Genomic DNA, 16,355 nt, shown 5'->3' with positions numbered 1-16,355 from the left:
TCGACTGTTACTGACAGCATCCAAGCGATGCTTCGCATTAAGATAGGTATCAAGATGAATAACCCCTTTACCGAAACCATTGAAAAATCAGAACTTGTTATCCGTAATGCAGAGGATAGAGCTGAAGTCTTCGAGGAATTACTTGAAGGATTAGGCGTTGGTTCAGTAGCAGGCAATATTCTGCTCGATGGGTTAAGTGTCGATCCCAAGTTGATGAAAGAAGCAGAACATGAATTGCTTGAGGAAGTACAACGTCGCAGACAACAACAACGCCCGCTACAAGCCACTAGTGTCGAAGGCTCTAGACGCAAGCGGCCTGTGTTAGTACGTGGCATAGTAATTTAAAGGTTTTTACATGACGGATATAACTAGCAGAAACCCGGTAGGTGGAGTAAGCCCCCGACCTAAATCTCAGACCTCGTTTCAAGATCGTTTGGCTGATAAATTGGCTACTATTTTAGGGGAACCAGATACGGCTCACTTGAAGTCGTTGATTAGTAAATTGCCAAATATTTTAGGGCGCACTGAACAAGAAAGCCTAGATCTTTATGCTGACTCATTGAGAACACTATTAGAGAAGCAAGCGGCATTTACTGGCACTGCGGCAGTTGAAACTGCTGCACATTGGATGAAGTCGTTGCAAAATCAAGCGGTAAATGGTCAGACTTCGCCTCAAGACTTGATAAACGGAGTCAACAAAACACTTACTTACCAATTCCGAACTTGGTTCGAAAAGCAGTTAAGCGATAAGGTCGACAATTCGCTCCCGACTGACTTTATCAACCAGTTCCGCTTAGGAAGCCAGAGTTCCCAAGAACAACAAATAGCTAACTTAGATGCCGATGCACTTAAACAGGCTACTGCGAAAATCAAAGTGTTTATAAATGCACTTTCTCAGCAAATGAGCTCTAGTAAGGTTCGTGAAAACGCTATTTCTTTTTTGCGTAATGCATTTCGCAATCTAGGTTCGGTAGACATCAACGAGCTAAATAACTCGGATTATTTATTAACGAAAGAAAGCTTCAAAGCAGCAGTTTTAGCACAGCTTACTAAATCTTTAAATAATGCAGGTCTTACGCTAAGTGGCAGTGATGCACAACTTTTGGCAAATAAAATCACTTGGCTTCCAGGTATGTCTAAGCAGGAGCTTAGAGGAGGGCTGAACGATCTGGTGAACCAAGTAAAAGGTCAATACGCAAATGCTTATGGAGCAGGTTCGGTTAGTAAGCTGCAAATAGTACTTGATGCGGCAATTGCAAAGCTAAGGAGCTCATCTACGGATATAACACTCTCTAGCTTATTCTCGAATATGGCTGTGAGTCTTATAAACACTCAAGTCGATGCCTTTTATAGCAGTCTTCACGAAGTGCAGAAGTTCCAAACTCCACAACAACAGGTTGACCAAATAAAACAGCATACAGCACGAGATATAAGATTTCAGTTTGAAAAAATGATGTTGAGGAAAGATGTTGGTATCGACTTTGCCACTCGTCATAAAAAAATGATGAGTAACCTAGCCGCTCTGAAAGCTCGTTTAAGTAAAATCACAGAAGATGAAAAGAAAATAACGGTAGGGACTGACGGTCAAAGGAAAGCAGATGTTAAAGCTGAGCACTCGTTAACCTCTCGTGATTTGTTATCTGTGATTGATTCGACTATTGGCGATCGTTTTGATGAGCGCGTGCTGTTTTCTTTAAATGAGCGTCGAGTGAACCGTCTTGAAAAGCGTAACGAGAAGAAAGAGGAACTCCAAGAGCTTACGACTAAACTAAAAATATTTGGTCAAGTCCAGACTACCATCAGTACAAAGTTATCGGAGATAATTAACTCAAGTACTGGTGATGGGCATTATTATCCAGACAGGCAGCATTTTACTTATAAACATTTCGGATATGAGACTCAACAAAAGTTTGAAAAAGGTAAGGAGTTTAAGTATTTAGAAAAACATATAACTCCAAGGGTTGGTTCTGATGGAGTTAAATACTTTACTCACAAACAATTTTTAGAGAATGCAGGAGTGACTGTTAGTCGCGATGTATATTATAACAATACAGATAACAAATACCTTAGTAATTTTTCTAGCTCGGTTTCAAGTAAGTCGAAGCCAATTAACGATTCTGTACAGTTAAAAACTACTGCGTTAAGCGACATCAGTTCCCAATACAACGCAACTGTTGAAGCTATGAATAAATTTGTTCAAAAGTACCACAATATTTTGCAAGCAATCCTACGAGCGATTTAAGGATAAATAACCATGACTACACAAAACCCGGTAACTGACCCATCTCAAATGCAAGCAGAGGAACTCCTTTCGTTTCTTGAGGAAGGTGGAACGTTAAAAATGCTGCACGATGTATCAGCAGATACCATTGAGCACATTTACGCTGTTGGATTCAATTTTTTCCAATCAGGAAAAATAGAGCAAGCCGGTAAGATATTCCAACTGCTTAGCATGCTTGACCACTACCAAGCACGATTTTTTATTGGTTTAGGAGCTGCTCGTCAAGAACTGGGTGAGTACCTGCAGGCGATTGACGCCTACAGTTATGCAGCGCTTGTAGATATTAATGACCCACGCCCACCTTTCCACTCTGCAGAGTGTTACCTAAAACTTGAGCAATTAACAGAGGCAGAGAGTGGGTTTTACAGCGCGAAGGGGATGTCTGCCGGAAAACCAGAGTATGCAGATTTGCATCAACGCGCAGGCATCATGTTAGAAGCGGTGAAAAACAAAAGGAGTAACTAGAATATGAATTCTATTGCACTAGACCGCACTCAGAGTCAGGCATACTTACCGGATTCTGGTCAAACAATGTTAGATAAGGTTACTAAGACTGCATCTCACGTGTCAGCTTCAGTAACGGTTGAAAACGTAAAAGGTAAAAAATCTGAAGTACCGAACACTGGTAAAGTTAAAGTTCAGCTTGATGCACCGAACGCTGCAGTTAGCGATAAGGTCAATGAATTAACGCTGAAAGCCATGAATCAACTACAAAAAATCGTTGATTCGATTGCCAAGGTTTTACATGCGGTCGCCGACAACACGGGCTCACTAGCAGTGAAAATCCTGGCAGGGTCAGCCGATGACTTTGAGGTAGAGCTAGCTGCTATCACAGACAAACTGAAGAGCGTACAAAACAAGCTTAAGATCCAAGAAGTAAAAGTAGCGAAAGCGAAACACGAACAAGAAATAAAGGATAACGAACAAAAACTCAAAGAGTCTGAAGCTGCGGCTAAAGAAGCGAAAAAATCGGGTCTGGTTTCCAAGATATTTGGGTGGGTCAGTGCCGCAGTTTCGATTATAGTGGGCGCTGTAATGGTGGCAACTGGTGTTGGAGCAGCAGCTGGTGCACTAATGATTGCCGGTGGTGTATTGGGTGTAGTCAGTATGGCTATGCAAGAACCAGCTGTTCAAAATGCAATGAAAGAAGCTGGCATTAATGTCGATGCTCTCAGCAAAGTTATGATGGCTTTAGAGATTGCGGTTGCGGTTATTGGGGCTGTTGTGACGTTTGGCGGCGCGGCTGCGGGCGGTATTGCTAAATTAGCGGGGAAAAGTGCCAGTAAAGTAGCACAAAAAATCACTGATATTGCGACTAAAGCGGCAGCTAATATGGCAAAAGTTGCAGATATGGGTTCTAAAGCAGCCACGACGACAGCTAAAGGTATTCGATTTGCTGCAGAGTCATTAGATCTTCTTTCTAATGTTGGTAAAGGCGCTGCCGATAGTGTTCATTCCAATAATAAAGCTAAAGTGACAGAAATTAATGCGGATCTTACTCAGCAGAAAGCGGAGAAGGTGCTGACTCAATCGGTTATTGATAAGCTTAAAAAAGAAATCGCTAAGATGATGGAAGGTTTCCAAGAGTTGATGAATGTCATCATGCAGATGATTCAGGCGAAAAGCGAAACGATGGAAACGGTAATGAATCGTCCAGCGACGGTTTAAGGAGGATTTATGTTAGATAAAATTGGTAAGACTGGGAATGCAGATCTATACGGTTTGGGTGAGATAGATAAAACGACTAAGGCTGAAAAAGCCCCCGAGACAAAAACCGAAGCAGCGGTTCGTGGTAACGATGAGACGGCGGTGTCAGGTGCTAAACATTATCTTTTGGAAGGTCCTAAAGCGCCGAAAAGTGGAGAACAAGCTCGCGTGGTTGAAAAGCTGATGACCGCTTTGGCACCAACAGCAAATCTGCTTATGAAAACCCTAGAAAAAGCACTTCATGGTCAATCTGGAACTCAATCATCGTCAAATACGGTTTCGGAATCTCTTGCTTTGATGACCTTACTGTACCAAGTTTCGAAGTTAAGCCGAGAACAACAAACACTTGAACGTGAAATCGCGGTTGAAGCGAATGTAGCGAGCCTTAAGAGTCAAGCACAAGAGCTAAATAAATCTGCTAAAGCGATGATCGCAATGGCTGTAGTTTCAGGAGTTCTAGCCGGTGTAACGGCAATTTTGGGCGGAATAGGTTCTGCTAAAGCTGGTAAACAAATTAAAGCGGAAGCATCGACTAATACATTACTGAAAACACAAAAAGCTGGTGTAGATAAGGCTAATGATTTGTTGAACAATGGTGGGTTATCGAAAACTCAACAGCAACAGTTAAAGCGTGTTCAGGATGTCGGGCAAGACCGTCTTGGTAATTTGACTGATAAATTGACAAAAGGGGGGCGAAAGTTTGACAAAGCTACCACCTCTAATCAAGCGCGAAATTCGATTCTTCAGTCTCTTAGTCAGATGGCAAACTCAGCATCAAATGTAGAGCAAACTAAAGCTCAGGCTCGCGGTAAAGAAGATGAAGTTCTAGCGACACGTGCACAAGCATTGAAACAGAAAGCTGACGAAAATATTGGTTTTCAAGATAGTATGCTTAAAGAGCTGCGGGATCTGTTTCGCTCAATTGCTGATAGCCAAAACCAAGCATGGCGAGCATCTGCTCCTACCGTTTAAAACCACTGCGGATTAGAGTCCCCTTCTTCTAAAGTAGGTTGGCAATTTTTAGTAAGTCAGTAATGCAAGTTACTGGCTTTTTTCATGCATTTTATTTGGCAAATTCACACCTAGACTGAAATGCCGCCTAATTTCGTTAGACGTATGTATCAACTCTTCAATAAGCGTTTTAACTCGTTAAGATTTTTGTCCTGAGTCAGCAAGAACTCTTCCTTGAGGAGATCATTGACACGCTTATCTACGCTTATCTACGCTTTGTTGCGATTATCAACCCAATAATAAAACCCACTCCTAGCATAAGTTCATAGCCATTTTACTTTAGATTTTCCGCGATGTATGGAATCCACTCATTCTCGGCGTTGTTGATCAAATCAGTTTGAGGTTCAACGACGCCAAAAAATTTGAGACCAGTCGAGTCAATCGCTATATGGCGAATAGCTCCTTTGGATTTATTGCGATATTTGACCTGAACTGTCTTCGAACGGTTGCTGATACAGGTGTAGTCAGGGGACGTCAGTGGAACATCCAATAGCTCAAAGATAGAATCAATAAAGCCTTGAAGAGCACGTAATGGCGGATAGAAGATCCCCTTAATCATCAAGGCAGTTTCAATCGCGGTATCAGAATACTGGAAACCTCTACCACGCTTGCACAGAGCCTTATTGTATTCCGCCCAGTTAGTTATCTTCTTTTCCGCTTTACCCATGTCACCACCGTTCTAACTACCATAAAGGATCAGATCACAAGACTTGGAAAAGGTTCAACTGATTTAAGCAACAATGCATTCATTCTCTGTTACTAGGAGGACGATGAGCTTAAGAAATTACAATGCACAGGTGGGTGAAACTTATGCGATGAGCAAAGCGTTGAACAAGCTTACTGGGTTATAAAACTTGTCGTATTGACTAAGAAGCACACGAAACGGTGCGACTCTGTCTCTAAACTAAATTAAGCATCAAAGCCTCTTAAAGTTCATTGAGTATAAAAACTTCCGCCCGTATTTAATATCTTGCCATTCCCTCATCTTTATAATTCTTCTCACTACGAATAAGAACCCTCAGAAAAATACACAGAAGGAACACAATGGATATTTATCAGGAAAGTATCAGTTTTTTAGGTAACGGCGTGGATTTTGATGAAAACGGATTATTTCAATGTGAGTTATCATCGGATACGAATAATCATGATGAAGCACTTTTCTTAACCGTATTTAAGAACGAAACCACCATTAACTTACACATGTCTCTCACCAGCCCTGTGGAGTTGCCAACCCCTCTTCCAGAAACGATTGCTATCGCGATTGGTGAACATGCTCTGGAACCTTTCCGTGGTGGTTTCGGTATCGGTCTAATGCCCGATAGCCGAAGGTTAACGATCTACAAGGTTATTTTTCTCTCAAACAAACCTCAAGATTATGTGCAGAACACTTTTCAGCAACTGTTAGAAAGAATGGAGCAATGGCACCATTTTATTGAGCAAGCGGATAACGCAGAGACAATCCCAGAAACACTTCCTGCTGGGATCTTTATTTAAGTTCCCTTATTTAAAATACGAGTTTAATGTATGTCTACAATTCAAATTAATAGCCAGCATCGAGGTAATTTAGACCTCGCAGATATTCAAAATATTAAAAGTAGCGCCAAAGAAGGCGATACCGTTAAATTTGGTTCTGTATTTGGTAAAGAGTACAGCGTAACTAAAAATAGCGATGGTGACGTTACTCTAAAACAAAAAGAAAACCGAAGCTTTTTTAATCGTTTCTTTAGTAAAGCCGATTCTTCAAAAAACGGTGATTTAAAGCTGAATCAGATGAATCAACAACTGCATAAAAAAGAAGGCAGCGGCAACGTTAAGGTCTTAACTTTGACCTATAACCAAGCAAACCAAAAGATGCCGGAAGACACAAAGAACTACTTCCAGAACCTGATTCAAAAAGGTGACTATGATGTGGTTTTGTTTGCGGAACAAGAGTCTAAATTGCTTGCTAACGATCTTGAGCTTGATGGTATGAACCTTCTGAGTCAAAACAAAATGAAAGTTATGACGAAAGGTCTTGGTGAAGGTGTTAGCTACACTTCAATGTCCGTTTTTGCAAAAGACGGCGTCGATATTAACGTCAAAAAAGAGTCTGAATACCGTCATGGTATCGGTGGTCGAAACATGGAATTCTTCATGGGTATCACTGGTAACAAAGGTGGCGTAAAAACGGCTCTAGAGATCAATGGTCAAGCTCTAAACGTCATTTCTGCACACTTGGATTCTAACAAAGAAGTCAAACGTGAATTCGAAGGTAACAAGTTGATGGAAGGGAGCAAACCGCATGAAGAGGTTCTGATCACTGGTGATCTGAATGAGCGTGAAAAACGCACCGCTCAAGGTTCTGATGTGATGTACGATCCAGTCGCACATGATGATACGCATTTAGCCAAGCATGGCTTTAAGTTCAATCCTCTTAATAGTCACACTTACATGCAGCTTGATAAGCACACTGGTAATATTAAACAAAAAGAAGGTCGTGACCGCCCTGACTTCGGTGAGCTCGATAATACTGGCTTAACAAATAAAACAGGCAACTTACAAAACCATGAAACCAGTGTTATCACTGAAGGGTTTGATAATGTCAGCGACCACAAGCCAGTACAGTCTACATTTGAAGTAAGAGGCTCCTCTCAAAAGCTGATTGAAAACGCACAAACACATACAGCAGAAGACTTCAAAAATGAAGCAGCGTACTTAAATCCTGGTACTGATCCGGCAAAAGCGACGTTTGATGATGTGACCTCAGCGAATCAAGCTCGCCTTGGTCTAGAAAACTTGAGTAGCGATGAACAAGCGTTTGTAAAAGAGAACTTCACTAGCTTTATCATCGGCAAAGATGCCATCTTTAGCCAGCTAACAAATGGCTTTATGGAAGAGATGCGTCAGCTTCACACTGCTAACCTGACCACCGGTCAACTACAGACTCAACAAATTGAATTGACCGAGAAATACGAACAGCTTAACCGCAAAGTAAACGCTCAGTTTAACCAGCAGTTCATTGCCAACCTTTAAGATAGACTCACCAGAATACCTATTTGTGAATCTATCTAGATGAATAGGAATGATGAATACAAAAGGTGATCGTAAGATTGCCTTTTCGTTCGATAGTAATCAACCTATATATACTCAAAAAGCGTTTGACGCATTTCGTTTCTTGTCATGATCTGCTCGCCTTGGCTCGCTTCAATTTTCGCTGGATAGAAGAAGTTTAAACTCAAGAATTTGTCGATATAAAGGATTAACGAGTGGTTAAAACTGAATTACGCAACAAAGTCGTCTGCTGTCAATAAATTATAATTTTGGATTGTTAACTTTAGCTAACAAGACCTGTTTACGACAGAAATGTATTCCCTTCGTTGTGAGTGATGGCGGGTAATAAGGATAAAACTAAGTGGTATTTAGGACTTTTTTTTTATTTTTTGTTGTTAAATTATTGATTTTATTGATTTGTGTAAAAGTGATGCAATCGAGTTCATCCTTTATTTATAAATATATTTCATTAGAATATAGATAGTTAGCAAGAACGGATAGAAAGCATGTTGCATACCGAGGGTTCAGCGCATTACATGATGAGGTCAGTTATGTTTTTGAGAAGCATGATTGCTTGATTTACTTTGGCGAACTGCCAAAGCAACGATTGCCCTTTTCTAAATGGTGCCAGTAAACGATGTATTTCATAAGTATATAGTCGCGACCGTGCAAAGAGGCTATGCGTGCTCCATACAAAGGGGTGTCTCTGTATTGATGATACTTAATTGCATTGGTCAAATTACTCCAGCTCTTGATAGATAACAACGGCGTTGTTGCCTAAATCAGTTGAACCTTTTCTAATTCCTGCGATCTGATCCTTTATGGTAGTTAGAACGGTGGTGACATGGGTAAGGCTAAAAAGAAAATAACTAACTGGGCTGAATACATAAGGCTCTGCGCAAGCGTGGCTCTGTTACGTTTTGGATTGATGATTAAGGGTATCTTCTCCCTACCTCTGCGTGCTCTTCAAGGTTTCATCGACTCTATTTTTGAACTAATAGATGTCCCTTTGAGTTCTCCAGATTACACTTGTATAAGCAAGCGTTCGAAGACGGTTCAGGTCAAATATCGTAATAAATCTAGAGGGGCTATTCGCCATATAGCCATTGACTCAACTGGTCTCAAAGTTTTTGGTGAGGGAGAGTGGAAGGTAAAAAAACACGGGGCAGAGAAACGCAGAAACTGGCGCAAACTGCACTTAGCTGTTGATGTCGATACTCACGAAACCATTAGTGCAGAAGTCAGTCTTTGGCGATAGCGAAGTACTACCGACATTACTTAATCCTTTGCGCAGAAAGGTTCACGCAGTATCAGGCGGTGGCCCATATGATACCAAACATTGCCATGAGACTCTGAAAAAGAAAGGTTGTACCCCGTTGATACCACCTCGAAAGAATGCTGCGCTTTGGGAAGAGAGTCACCCCAGAAATGAAGCGGTAAATGCGCTTAAGAATGGAAAAATAGCGGAGTGGAAAGTACAGTCTGGTTATCACGATCGCTCAAGATCCGAGACTGCGATGTCCAGATACAAAGGGCTAATGAGCGGTAAATTGAGTTTGAGATGTTACAACGCTCAAGTGGGTGAAATCATGGAAAATGTCAAAGCTATAAACAAAGTTGTAACTCTAGGTATGCCTGTTAGAAGCTAACGGTTAGCGATAGACGGCGTAGCTTTGTCTCTAGATTGATTTGATCAACAACGCCGATAACAACGGATAACCATAGCGAGTATAGCGAAATGCCCCTTATTACGGGATTAAACCGCTTTGATGCCATGGGTAACCATAACTTTGTCACTGACAATTTAGATGAATACTTGTCTCCTATGAAAAAGAACTCTTATTGCTTAATATTCGTTGCATTGATGCTAAGTGGTTGTGCAACCAAAAATCCAGTGTCAAATGGGTTTTCTAGTAACCTTCAAGGGAGATTATTTGGTTGGATAACGTTTACTGATTACATTGCTCCAGTGAGTACACATCTAGGCGTTGAATTGTGCCAGGTTTCAGATAGTCAGTGCATTACAGTTTTACAGCAAGCGTATCAAGGGGTTCAGTTACCCGTTCAGTACTCGTTTGTTATTGCTCCGATTCAAGCAGGAAATGGCGATATGAAAGTGCGTGCTATATTGCGTTCTCAAGGTGAAATTATCGCCGTAAAAGAAGAGGGGTATACTTTTAAGCAAGGCAGTGTACATGCGGACTTAAAACTAGAAGCTTATAATAATTACTAGGAAGTGATTTTTTGTCTTTAGTGTTAAGACTAAGACGTTGGCTTGGTGGGATGGTTAAAATATAAATTAAGTGGTTTTTAATAATGGCACTTACATTATTTCTAATATAAAAGAGTTTTTCTGTTTTCTTTTTTACTATTTGATCTTTATAAAATGCTTATTAATTCTCAAAAGCACGGCTCAACGATATCGAAAATACTTCTTTATTTGATTTGTTCTGCATTCTCAATCGCACTTCTGGCTTGGACAGTTTATCTGCTTCGAATTGTAGAAATTAAAATTATGAAAGGTAGGGAGTGGATGTGTTAGGCCGACTAAATATAGAAAGGGTCGACTCGCACTTGCAAAAAATGCATAGTGCTTGCTGCTATGATAAACACGATGAAGTATTTCATTCCGGTCAGTCTCACATTGTTTTCGTTCACAATGGTCAATTGAGGGTCCAAACCGGGGATTCTACGCTAGACGTGGTCGCTGGTTGTGGGATTTATCTCTCTCAAGGGGATTACTTACTAGAGTATACACCGATAGGTGGTCAATACACGGCTTCGGTTATTGCGTTTGACAACGAGCTGGTAAGTCAACTATTGCAAAAGCATAGTGACCTTTTGATGTCGTTGCCAAAGATTGAGAATGTTCAGTCTGGGTTATTCCCTTTTACTCTAAACGTCTTGATAGAGCAGACGTTATTAGGCCTTAAGACGCTAGAAGAGCAGTCTTTCCCTGAAGCTATAATACGCTTAAAGTATGAGGAAATGCTCATCTTGTTACTGCACGGTGACCAAGGGGAATACCTTTACGCGTTGTTATCACAACTGACAAATCGGACCTCAGATAGACTGCGTCGGTTTATGGAGCTTCATTATCTTAAAGAGTGGAAACTGACAGATTATGCCCAAGAGTTTGGTGCGAGTCTGACTACGTTTAAAGAGCTTTTTAATGAATATTATGGTCTTTCCCCTAGAGCGTGGATCAGTGAACGTCGTTTATTACATGCTCATAAACTGTTGCTGACAAGCAGAATGAGTATTGTAGACGTTGCGATGGAAGCGGGGTTTTCAAGCCAATCTTACTTTACACAAAGTTATCGTCGTCGCTTTGGAACAACACCAAGTAAGACCCGGTCTGGAGGTGATAGAGTAATAATTGTTTAGTGAAATGCCTGACGACTAAAATTTTCTGACTAATTTTGAAAGGCATTAACTCACTTAAACCTTATTATGATCAGCGACGAAACGAACAAAACTATTATCTCTACTTCCTTCAGGATTGCTCGAAGTAGATGCGGAGAAGAATAAAATGGAAAAGCAGCATTGGCGACGCCGTTCGCTTTTTCCTAACAACATTGTTACACAAAGGAAGGTCACTGTATTACAGCGAGGCGCAAGATATGAGGGCTTCTCTCAAGTCTCACAAGAGCCCAGTGTTGTTAAGGTCAATTACCGACAGCTACTCAGTGAAGGTGTTCTGAGTTGCGACCAATTGTCTTTACTACAGCGCTTGCTTGATCGCAATGTTGTCGATTGTTTATGTGCTAGCCAGCTAATTAAAACATATCAAAAGTTTGGCACGTCTTTAGACCGAATTGCTATGCGGCTTTTTTTAGAGGTAGGTGGACAACTAAGTGAAGATCGTGTGTTGAGTTCGTTTGAACAAAGACTGGATTACATTAATCATCGATTAGGTTATTGCTTCAATTTAGCGTCACCTAAAACACTAATTCTTTCGATGTATTTAACCCTAGAGAAATGGGGTAAACAACAAACTGATCAGACGGTGCTACAAGATTCTCTTCAGCTTGAAAGGTTAATCAATCAACTGAGGATTCAGAAAGAATTTTGGTTGAGATTATCTGGAAAAGAGAGCAGCGTTTTTTTTGCTGAACAACAGCTGGAACTGATTAAGGGTCAGCATAAAGAACTATGTGAACAACTTAGCGTTCTCAACGATCAAAAAAAACAAGCTATTGAATATCATAGAGAATTTTTTGAAGAGTGGAAGCTAACTCTAGAAAAACTCAAAGGTTTATCTGAGTACAGCAGAACATCAGATGAATTTTTCTCTGAATGGGAAATATGGTGTGGCGAGGCGAGAACTAAAGCTCCAGAGCTAATCGATGTTTGGGATGCGTGCGACCTTGTGTACAGCGACCTAAACGCCGTAGCGAAAATTTGGCAATGGTTTCAAGACATGCAAACCGTTTGTAGCATGGATCATTACTACGTTGATAGTCAGAACAACCAGTGCGGTCAAGCTTACAACCGACTCAGGCAGATTTAAATAGGGCTAAATATGTTAGATAAAATGATGAAATCTCTAGCTGCAGTGCTAGGTGGGGGGGATTTTATTGCCTCGAGTAATGGTTCCTATGACATCGAAGTCGACCAGATGCAGCTTAATATTCGACAGCACTCATCATGGCTCTTTTGGGAAACCGTGCTCCCATTTCAGTTTGAACCGCACTTTGATTTTCAAAAAGGTCAGGCGCTAAAACACTGTATGCAGCTCTCTTTGAAAACACTGCGAGATACACGCAGCACGTTGACGGTGAATGATAAAGAGCAGTTGGTTATACAAGGCAAGATGATTATGGAAAGTGCGACGACAGAAGAGTTTTGCACACAACTTTCTCTGCATGTAAATTTAGTGGAGCAGTTCATTGATTTGCTCGAACACCAACGTGTTAATCATACTGTTAGTCACAGTGTTTGGATCCCATAATGCTTGTAGTTTTAAAGGCAAAAACAGCCAGACTCGTACTATCAATGATGTATAGTGCAATTTTAACGATGGCGGTTTCTTCTCATGCCTCGGAGCTCAATTGGTCCGAGCAACCGTTTCGTTACTACGCGGACAATGACTCCCTAAAAGAACTGTTGAATAACTTTGGCGCAAACTACCGTGTTTCGGTGTCGGTTAGCGACAAAGTGAATGACCGAGCCAGTGGTCGATTTACACCAGAAGATCCTGCCGAGTTCCTCGATTATCTGGCACAAGTTTACAACTTGATGTGGTACTTCGATGGTGCTGTGCTACATGTATACAAAGCAACAGAAACCCGTTCACGGTTGTTGCAGCTCGAACTGCTAACTGCTCGTGAATTACGTAGCACTCTGATCTCAACAGGGATCTGGGATTCCCGATACGGCTGGAGCGCAGCGGAAAATAAGGGGCTGGTCTACTTAGCAGGTCCCCCGAGATACGTCGACCTGGTTGTGAAAACTGCAGAGGCGCTGGAAAGCCGGCTGATACAGAAATCCAATTCTACAGATGAATTGTTTGTCGACATTATTCCTTTAAAGTATGCCTCTGCGACTGATAGAGAGATCACTTATCGGGACCAAGGTGTTACGGTTCCGGGGATTGCCTCGGTACTAAGTCGAGTGCTCACAGGTGTTCAAACTCAAGTTAAAGTGGCGAAAAAAACTGAAGAAGCAGTAACCAATCTGCCAGCGAATGTAACTAAAAGTGCCTCTGTTCATAACGGTGCATCGGTTGAAGCAGAACCCGGTTTAAACGCAATCATTGTGCGTGATACACAAGCTCGATTGCCATTGTATCGCAAGTTGGTTGCGCAGTTAGATCAACCGCAATCAAGAATCGAAGTGGCACTTTCTATTGTTGATATTAGTGCTAATGATTTAAGTCAGCTGGGTGTTGATTGGCGAGCTGGTGTAGCAATGGGTAACAACAGTGTTTTGGATCTCAAAACAACCGGTGATGTAGGTAACGGTGATGTCACGCTTGGCAGTGGACAAAATTTTAAGTCTCTGCTTGATGCAACGAACTTAAATTATTTATTGGCTCAAATTCGTTTGCTTGAATCTAGTGGTAGCGCCCAGGTAGTTTCAAGACCAACCTTGTTAACACAAGAAAACGTGGAAGCGGTTCTGAACAACAGCAGTACGTTTTACGTCAAGTTGATAGGCAAAGAAACCGCTGCACTAGAGAAAGTGACTTACGGGACGTTATTAAAAATTATACCTCGTATCGTCGGCGACCGATTTGTGGAAAGACCAGAAATCAATTTGAGTCTGCACTTAGAAGATGGTGCGCAAATTCCTGATGGCGACATAGATGGTGTCCCTTCAATTCGTAAAACAGAAATTAGCACACTGGCGACGGTAAAACAGGGACAAAGCTTACTCATCGGAGGGGTGTACCGTGATGAAATTAGCAACAAGCTGCGAAAAGTTCCTTTATTAGGAGATATTCCATACCTTGGCGCTTTGTTTAGAAGCACTGAAAACTCCACGAGAAGAACTGTACGTATGTTCATTATTGAACCAAGAATCGTTGTTGATGGAATCGGAGATAACGTACTTATCGGCAATGAATATGACTTAAGACCAAAGATTGGAACATTGAATAATATTTCAAATAACAGTGCAGACCTTAAATCAGCGCTTGCTTTGTACAGTTGTACTTCTCAAGTACAAGCAGTACGTTATCAGCAAGATTTATTGTCACAAGGGAAGTCATCGTTGCTGGTAGAATGTGAACTTCCTACAGGGAAGAAAGGATGGCGATTACAAATTAAAGACTGTGTTGGCTCAGAAAGTCATTGCGTCCGACCATTAGAGGAGCAGTAACCTCAATGCAGCAGTGGAAAATTCGTATTCTCTCTGGTGTTCATTCCGGGGTAGAAGTCACGTTACCTAACGATTCATTGGTCTTGGGTAGTGATGATTTCACCGCCGATTTGGTATTAACCGACTCTGACATAAAAGCAAGTCACCTCGTTTTGGTTTTCGATGGCGAAACGGTTTTGCTACGCGACTGTGAAGAGGTCTCAATCAGCAACGAAATTACCGTTGTTGATGCTGATGGCGTTGTTTTGCCGAGAAAGGCCTTAGTCTCTGTAGGTCGTTTAACCTTTGCGATTGGCTATCTGGAAGATGATTTAGTCATTGAGGCGGCAAATGATGTAATAAACAAGCAAGTTACACCAGTCAACCATAAACGGCCATCGGGTGGGAAAAGAACGCTGCTCATCGGATTGCTGTGCGGCCTGATCCCAAGCGCCATATTTATAGGTGTTTTGTTCAATCAGATGCAAGCGAACGACAAAGACGTTATCACCGAAGCTGAGCCAATTGTCTTAGTGCGCAATATTCTTAACGAACTCAAGCTTGACGATGTTCGCGTTGAATGGAATGCCAGCGTTCGACAGGCAGTGCTTGAAGGTTACGTCGAAGATAGAACGCAAAAGTTACAACTGCTAGGTCGAATTGATGCTTTAAGTATCAACTACAAAAGTGACCTGAGAACGATGGAAGAGATACGCCGTGGTGTGCGCTTTATCTTACGTAACCTCGGTTATCACCAAGTCAAAGTAGAAAATGGTGATGAAACAGGCACGCTATTGTTAACGGGCTACATTGATGATGCAAGTCGTTGGAGTCAAGTCGAGCAGATATTAGAACGGGATGTACCAGGACTTGTCGCTTGGAAAGTTGAGCTACAAAGAGCCGGGGCGTACATGGACACTCTAAAAGAGTTGTTAGAGAAAGCAGAGCTCTCAAAGAAAGTTCAGCTTGTTACTAGTGGTGACCGTATTGAAGTTCGCGGCGAGCTTGACGATATTGAAACAACTCGATTTTATGGTGTAACAAGAGATTTTCGTGAGCAGTATGGGGAGAAACCTTATTTGGTTTTGAAGTCTATCCCTAAAGTAAGCAAAGGAACCAATATTGATTTTCCGTTTCGTAGCGTGAACTTTGGTCGATCCCCTTATGTCATCCTCACTGACAATGTTCGTTACATGGTAGGAGCTCGCACTCCTCAAGGATACCGTATTTCTAGCGTTACTCCGGCAGGGATTGAACTAGTAAAAGGCGGGCAAGTAGTCACTATTGAGCTAGGATACGAAGATGAAAATACCAATGACAAATCTTGAGCAGTTATTACAAGGCGATTCAGGAGAACAGGAAAGAGAGGCGTTAATCCTCAAATTCGATCAAGCTCAATCAGCAGTAAAGCGTCAGCTCGATCTTGGCTGTTCACCAAAAGAATACCTATTGCTACAGAAACAGTATGAGGCGTATCAAGCGGCTTTAACTGTAATTGAAACTTTCAAAGACAATAAATAAA

Annotated in this window: 14 protein-coding genes and 2 pseudogenes; 15 read left to right on the top strand and 1 reads right to left on the bottom strand. The window is 41.5% G+C overall.

Annotated elements, in window-relative coordinates:
* The first annotated feature begins 54 nt into the window (after window positions 1-54).
* From AB4623_RS04755 to vopD, 5 genes are read left to right on the top strand one after another with little or no spacing between them, the layout of a single operon-like run.
* Window positions 55-345, top strand: coding sequence for an LcrG family type III secretion system chaperone (locus tag AB4623_RS04755; protein ID WP_371714976.1), 291 nt, complete (start codon window positions 55-57; stop codon window positions 343-345).
* Between the two features lie 10 nt (window positions 346-355).
* Window positions 356-2,242 carry a virulence-associated V antigen gene (locus tag AB4623_RS04750; RefSeq protein WP_371714977.1) on the top strand — a complete coding sequence of 629 codons (1,887 nt, stop codon included), beginning with the start codon at window positions 356-358 and terminating at the stop codon, window positions 2,240-2,242.
* Between the two features lie 12 nt (window positions 2,243-2,254).
* A complete protein-coding gene (locus tag AB4623_RS04745) occupies window positions 2,255-2,746 on the top strand; it encodes a SycD/LcrH family type III secretion system chaperone (RefSeq protein ID WP_017096454.1) in 492 nt (163 codons plus the stop codon).
* Between the two features lie 3 nt (window positions 2,747-2,749).
* Window positions 2,750-3,949, top strand: a complete 1,200-nt coding sequence (gene sctE, locus AB4623_RS04740; protein WP_305373702.1) for a type III secretion system translocon subunit SctE — start codon at window positions 2,750-2,752, stop codon at window positions 3,947-3,949.
* A 9-nt stretch (window positions 3,950-3,958) separates the two neighbouring features.
* Complete coding sequence (gene vopD, locus AB4623_RS04735) at window positions 3,959-4,960, top strand: type III secretion system translocon subunit VopD (protein ID WP_305373704.1); 1,002 nt, start codon at window positions 3,959-3,961, stop codon at window positions 4,958-4,960.
* A gap of 391 nt (window positions 4,961-5,351) precedes the next feature.
* Here the strand turns inward: vopD and AB4623_RS04730 are convergent.
* Window positions 5,352-5,666: pseudogene (locus tag AB4623_RS04730) on the bottom strand (transposase); the annotation flags it as partial.
* Between the two features lie 377 nt (window positions 5,667-6,043).
* On the opposite strand from AB4623_RS04730, the gene ati1 reads away from it, so the two are divergent.
* From ati1 to AB4623_RS04680, 10 genes and pseudogenes are all read left to right on the top strand, one after another.
* Window positions 6,044-6,493 (top strand): Ati1 family type III secretion system chaperone, encoded by a 450-nt coding sequence (gene ati1 / locus AB4623_RS04725; RefSeq protein ID WP_102534028.1) that lies wholly within the window; start codon window positions 6,044-6,046, stop codon window positions 6,491-6,493.
* Between the two features lie 30 nt (window positions 6,494-6,523).
* Window positions 6,524-8,011 carry a VPA0450 family T3SS effector inositol phosphatase gene (locus AB4623_RS04720; RefSeq protein WP_017096459.1) on the top strand — a complete coding sequence of 496 codons (1,488 nt, stop codon included), beginning with the start codon at window positions 6,524-6,526 and terminating at the stop codon, window positions 8,009-8,011.
* A gap of 862 nt (window positions 8,012-8,873) precedes the next feature.
* Window positions 8,874-9,678: pseudogene (locus AB4623_RS04715) on the top strand (IS5 family transposase).
* An 89-nt stretch (window positions 9,679-9,767) separates the two neighbouring features.
* A complete protein-coding gene (locus tag AB4623_RS04710) occupies window positions 9,768-10,262 on the top strand; it encodes a YscW family type III secretion system pilotin (protein WP_102534030.1) in 495 nt (164 codons plus the stop codon).
* Window positions 10,263-10,558: 296 nt separating this feature from the next.
* Entirely contained in the window at window positions 10,559-11,416 is an 858-nt protein-coding gene (locus tag AB4623_RS04705) for a helix-turn-helix transcriptional regulator (RefSeq protein ID WP_102534031.1), read from the top strand.
* 145 nt (window positions 11,417-11,561) lie between these two features.
* The gene (locus AB4623_RS04700) at window positions 11,562-12,542 is read left to right on the top strand and encodes a T3SS regulon anti-activator ExsD domain-containing protein (RefSeq protein ID WP_372145860.1); all 981 of its coding nucleotides are present in this window, start codon (window positions 11,562-11,564) and stop codon (window positions 12,540-12,542) included.
* A gap of 12 nt (window positions 12,543-12,554) precedes the next feature.
* Window positions 12,555-12,983 carry a YscB family type III secretion system chaperone gene (locus AB4623_RS04695; RefSeq protein WP_372145850.1) on the top strand — a complete coding sequence of 143 codons (429 nt, stop codon included), beginning with the start codon at window positions 12,555-12,557 and terminating at the stop codon, window positions 12,981-12,983.
* A 44-nt stretch (window positions 12,984-13,027) separates the two neighbouring features.
* Window positions 13,028-14,854, top strand: a complete 1,827-nt coding sequence (gene sctC, locus AB4623_RS04690; protein ID WP_372145858.1) for a type III secretion system outer membrane ring subunit SctC — start codon at window positions 13,028-13,030, stop codon at window positions 14,852-14,854.
* A 5-nt stretch (window positions 14,855-14,859) separates the two neighbouring features.
* Window positions 14,860-16,161, top strand: a complete 1,302-nt coding sequence (gene sctD / locus AB4623_RS04685; RefSeq protein WP_372145849.1) for a type III secretion system inner membrane ring subunit SctD — start codon at window positions 14,860-14,862, stop codon at window positions 16,159-16,161.
* Window positions 16,148-16,354, top strand: coding sequence for an EscE/YscE/SsaE family type III secretion system needle protein co-chaperone (locus AB4623_RS04680; RefSeq protein ID WP_371691310.1), 207 nt, complete (start codon window positions 16,148-16,150; stop codon window positions 16,352-16,354). Before sctD ends, AB4623_RS04680 begins: the two co-directional genes overlap by 14 nt.
* Window position 16,355: the final 1 nt, after the last annotated feature.

This window comes from Vibrio sp. 10N.222.52.C12 (genome assembly GCF_041474215.1).
GTDB classification, from domain to species: Bacteria; Pseudomonadota; Gammaproteobacteria; order Enterobacterales; family Vibrionaceae; genus Vibrio; species Vibrio crassostreae_C.
Note: the sequence above shows the minus strand (reverse complement) of the source record. Positions and strands in the feature narration are given on the sequence as shown.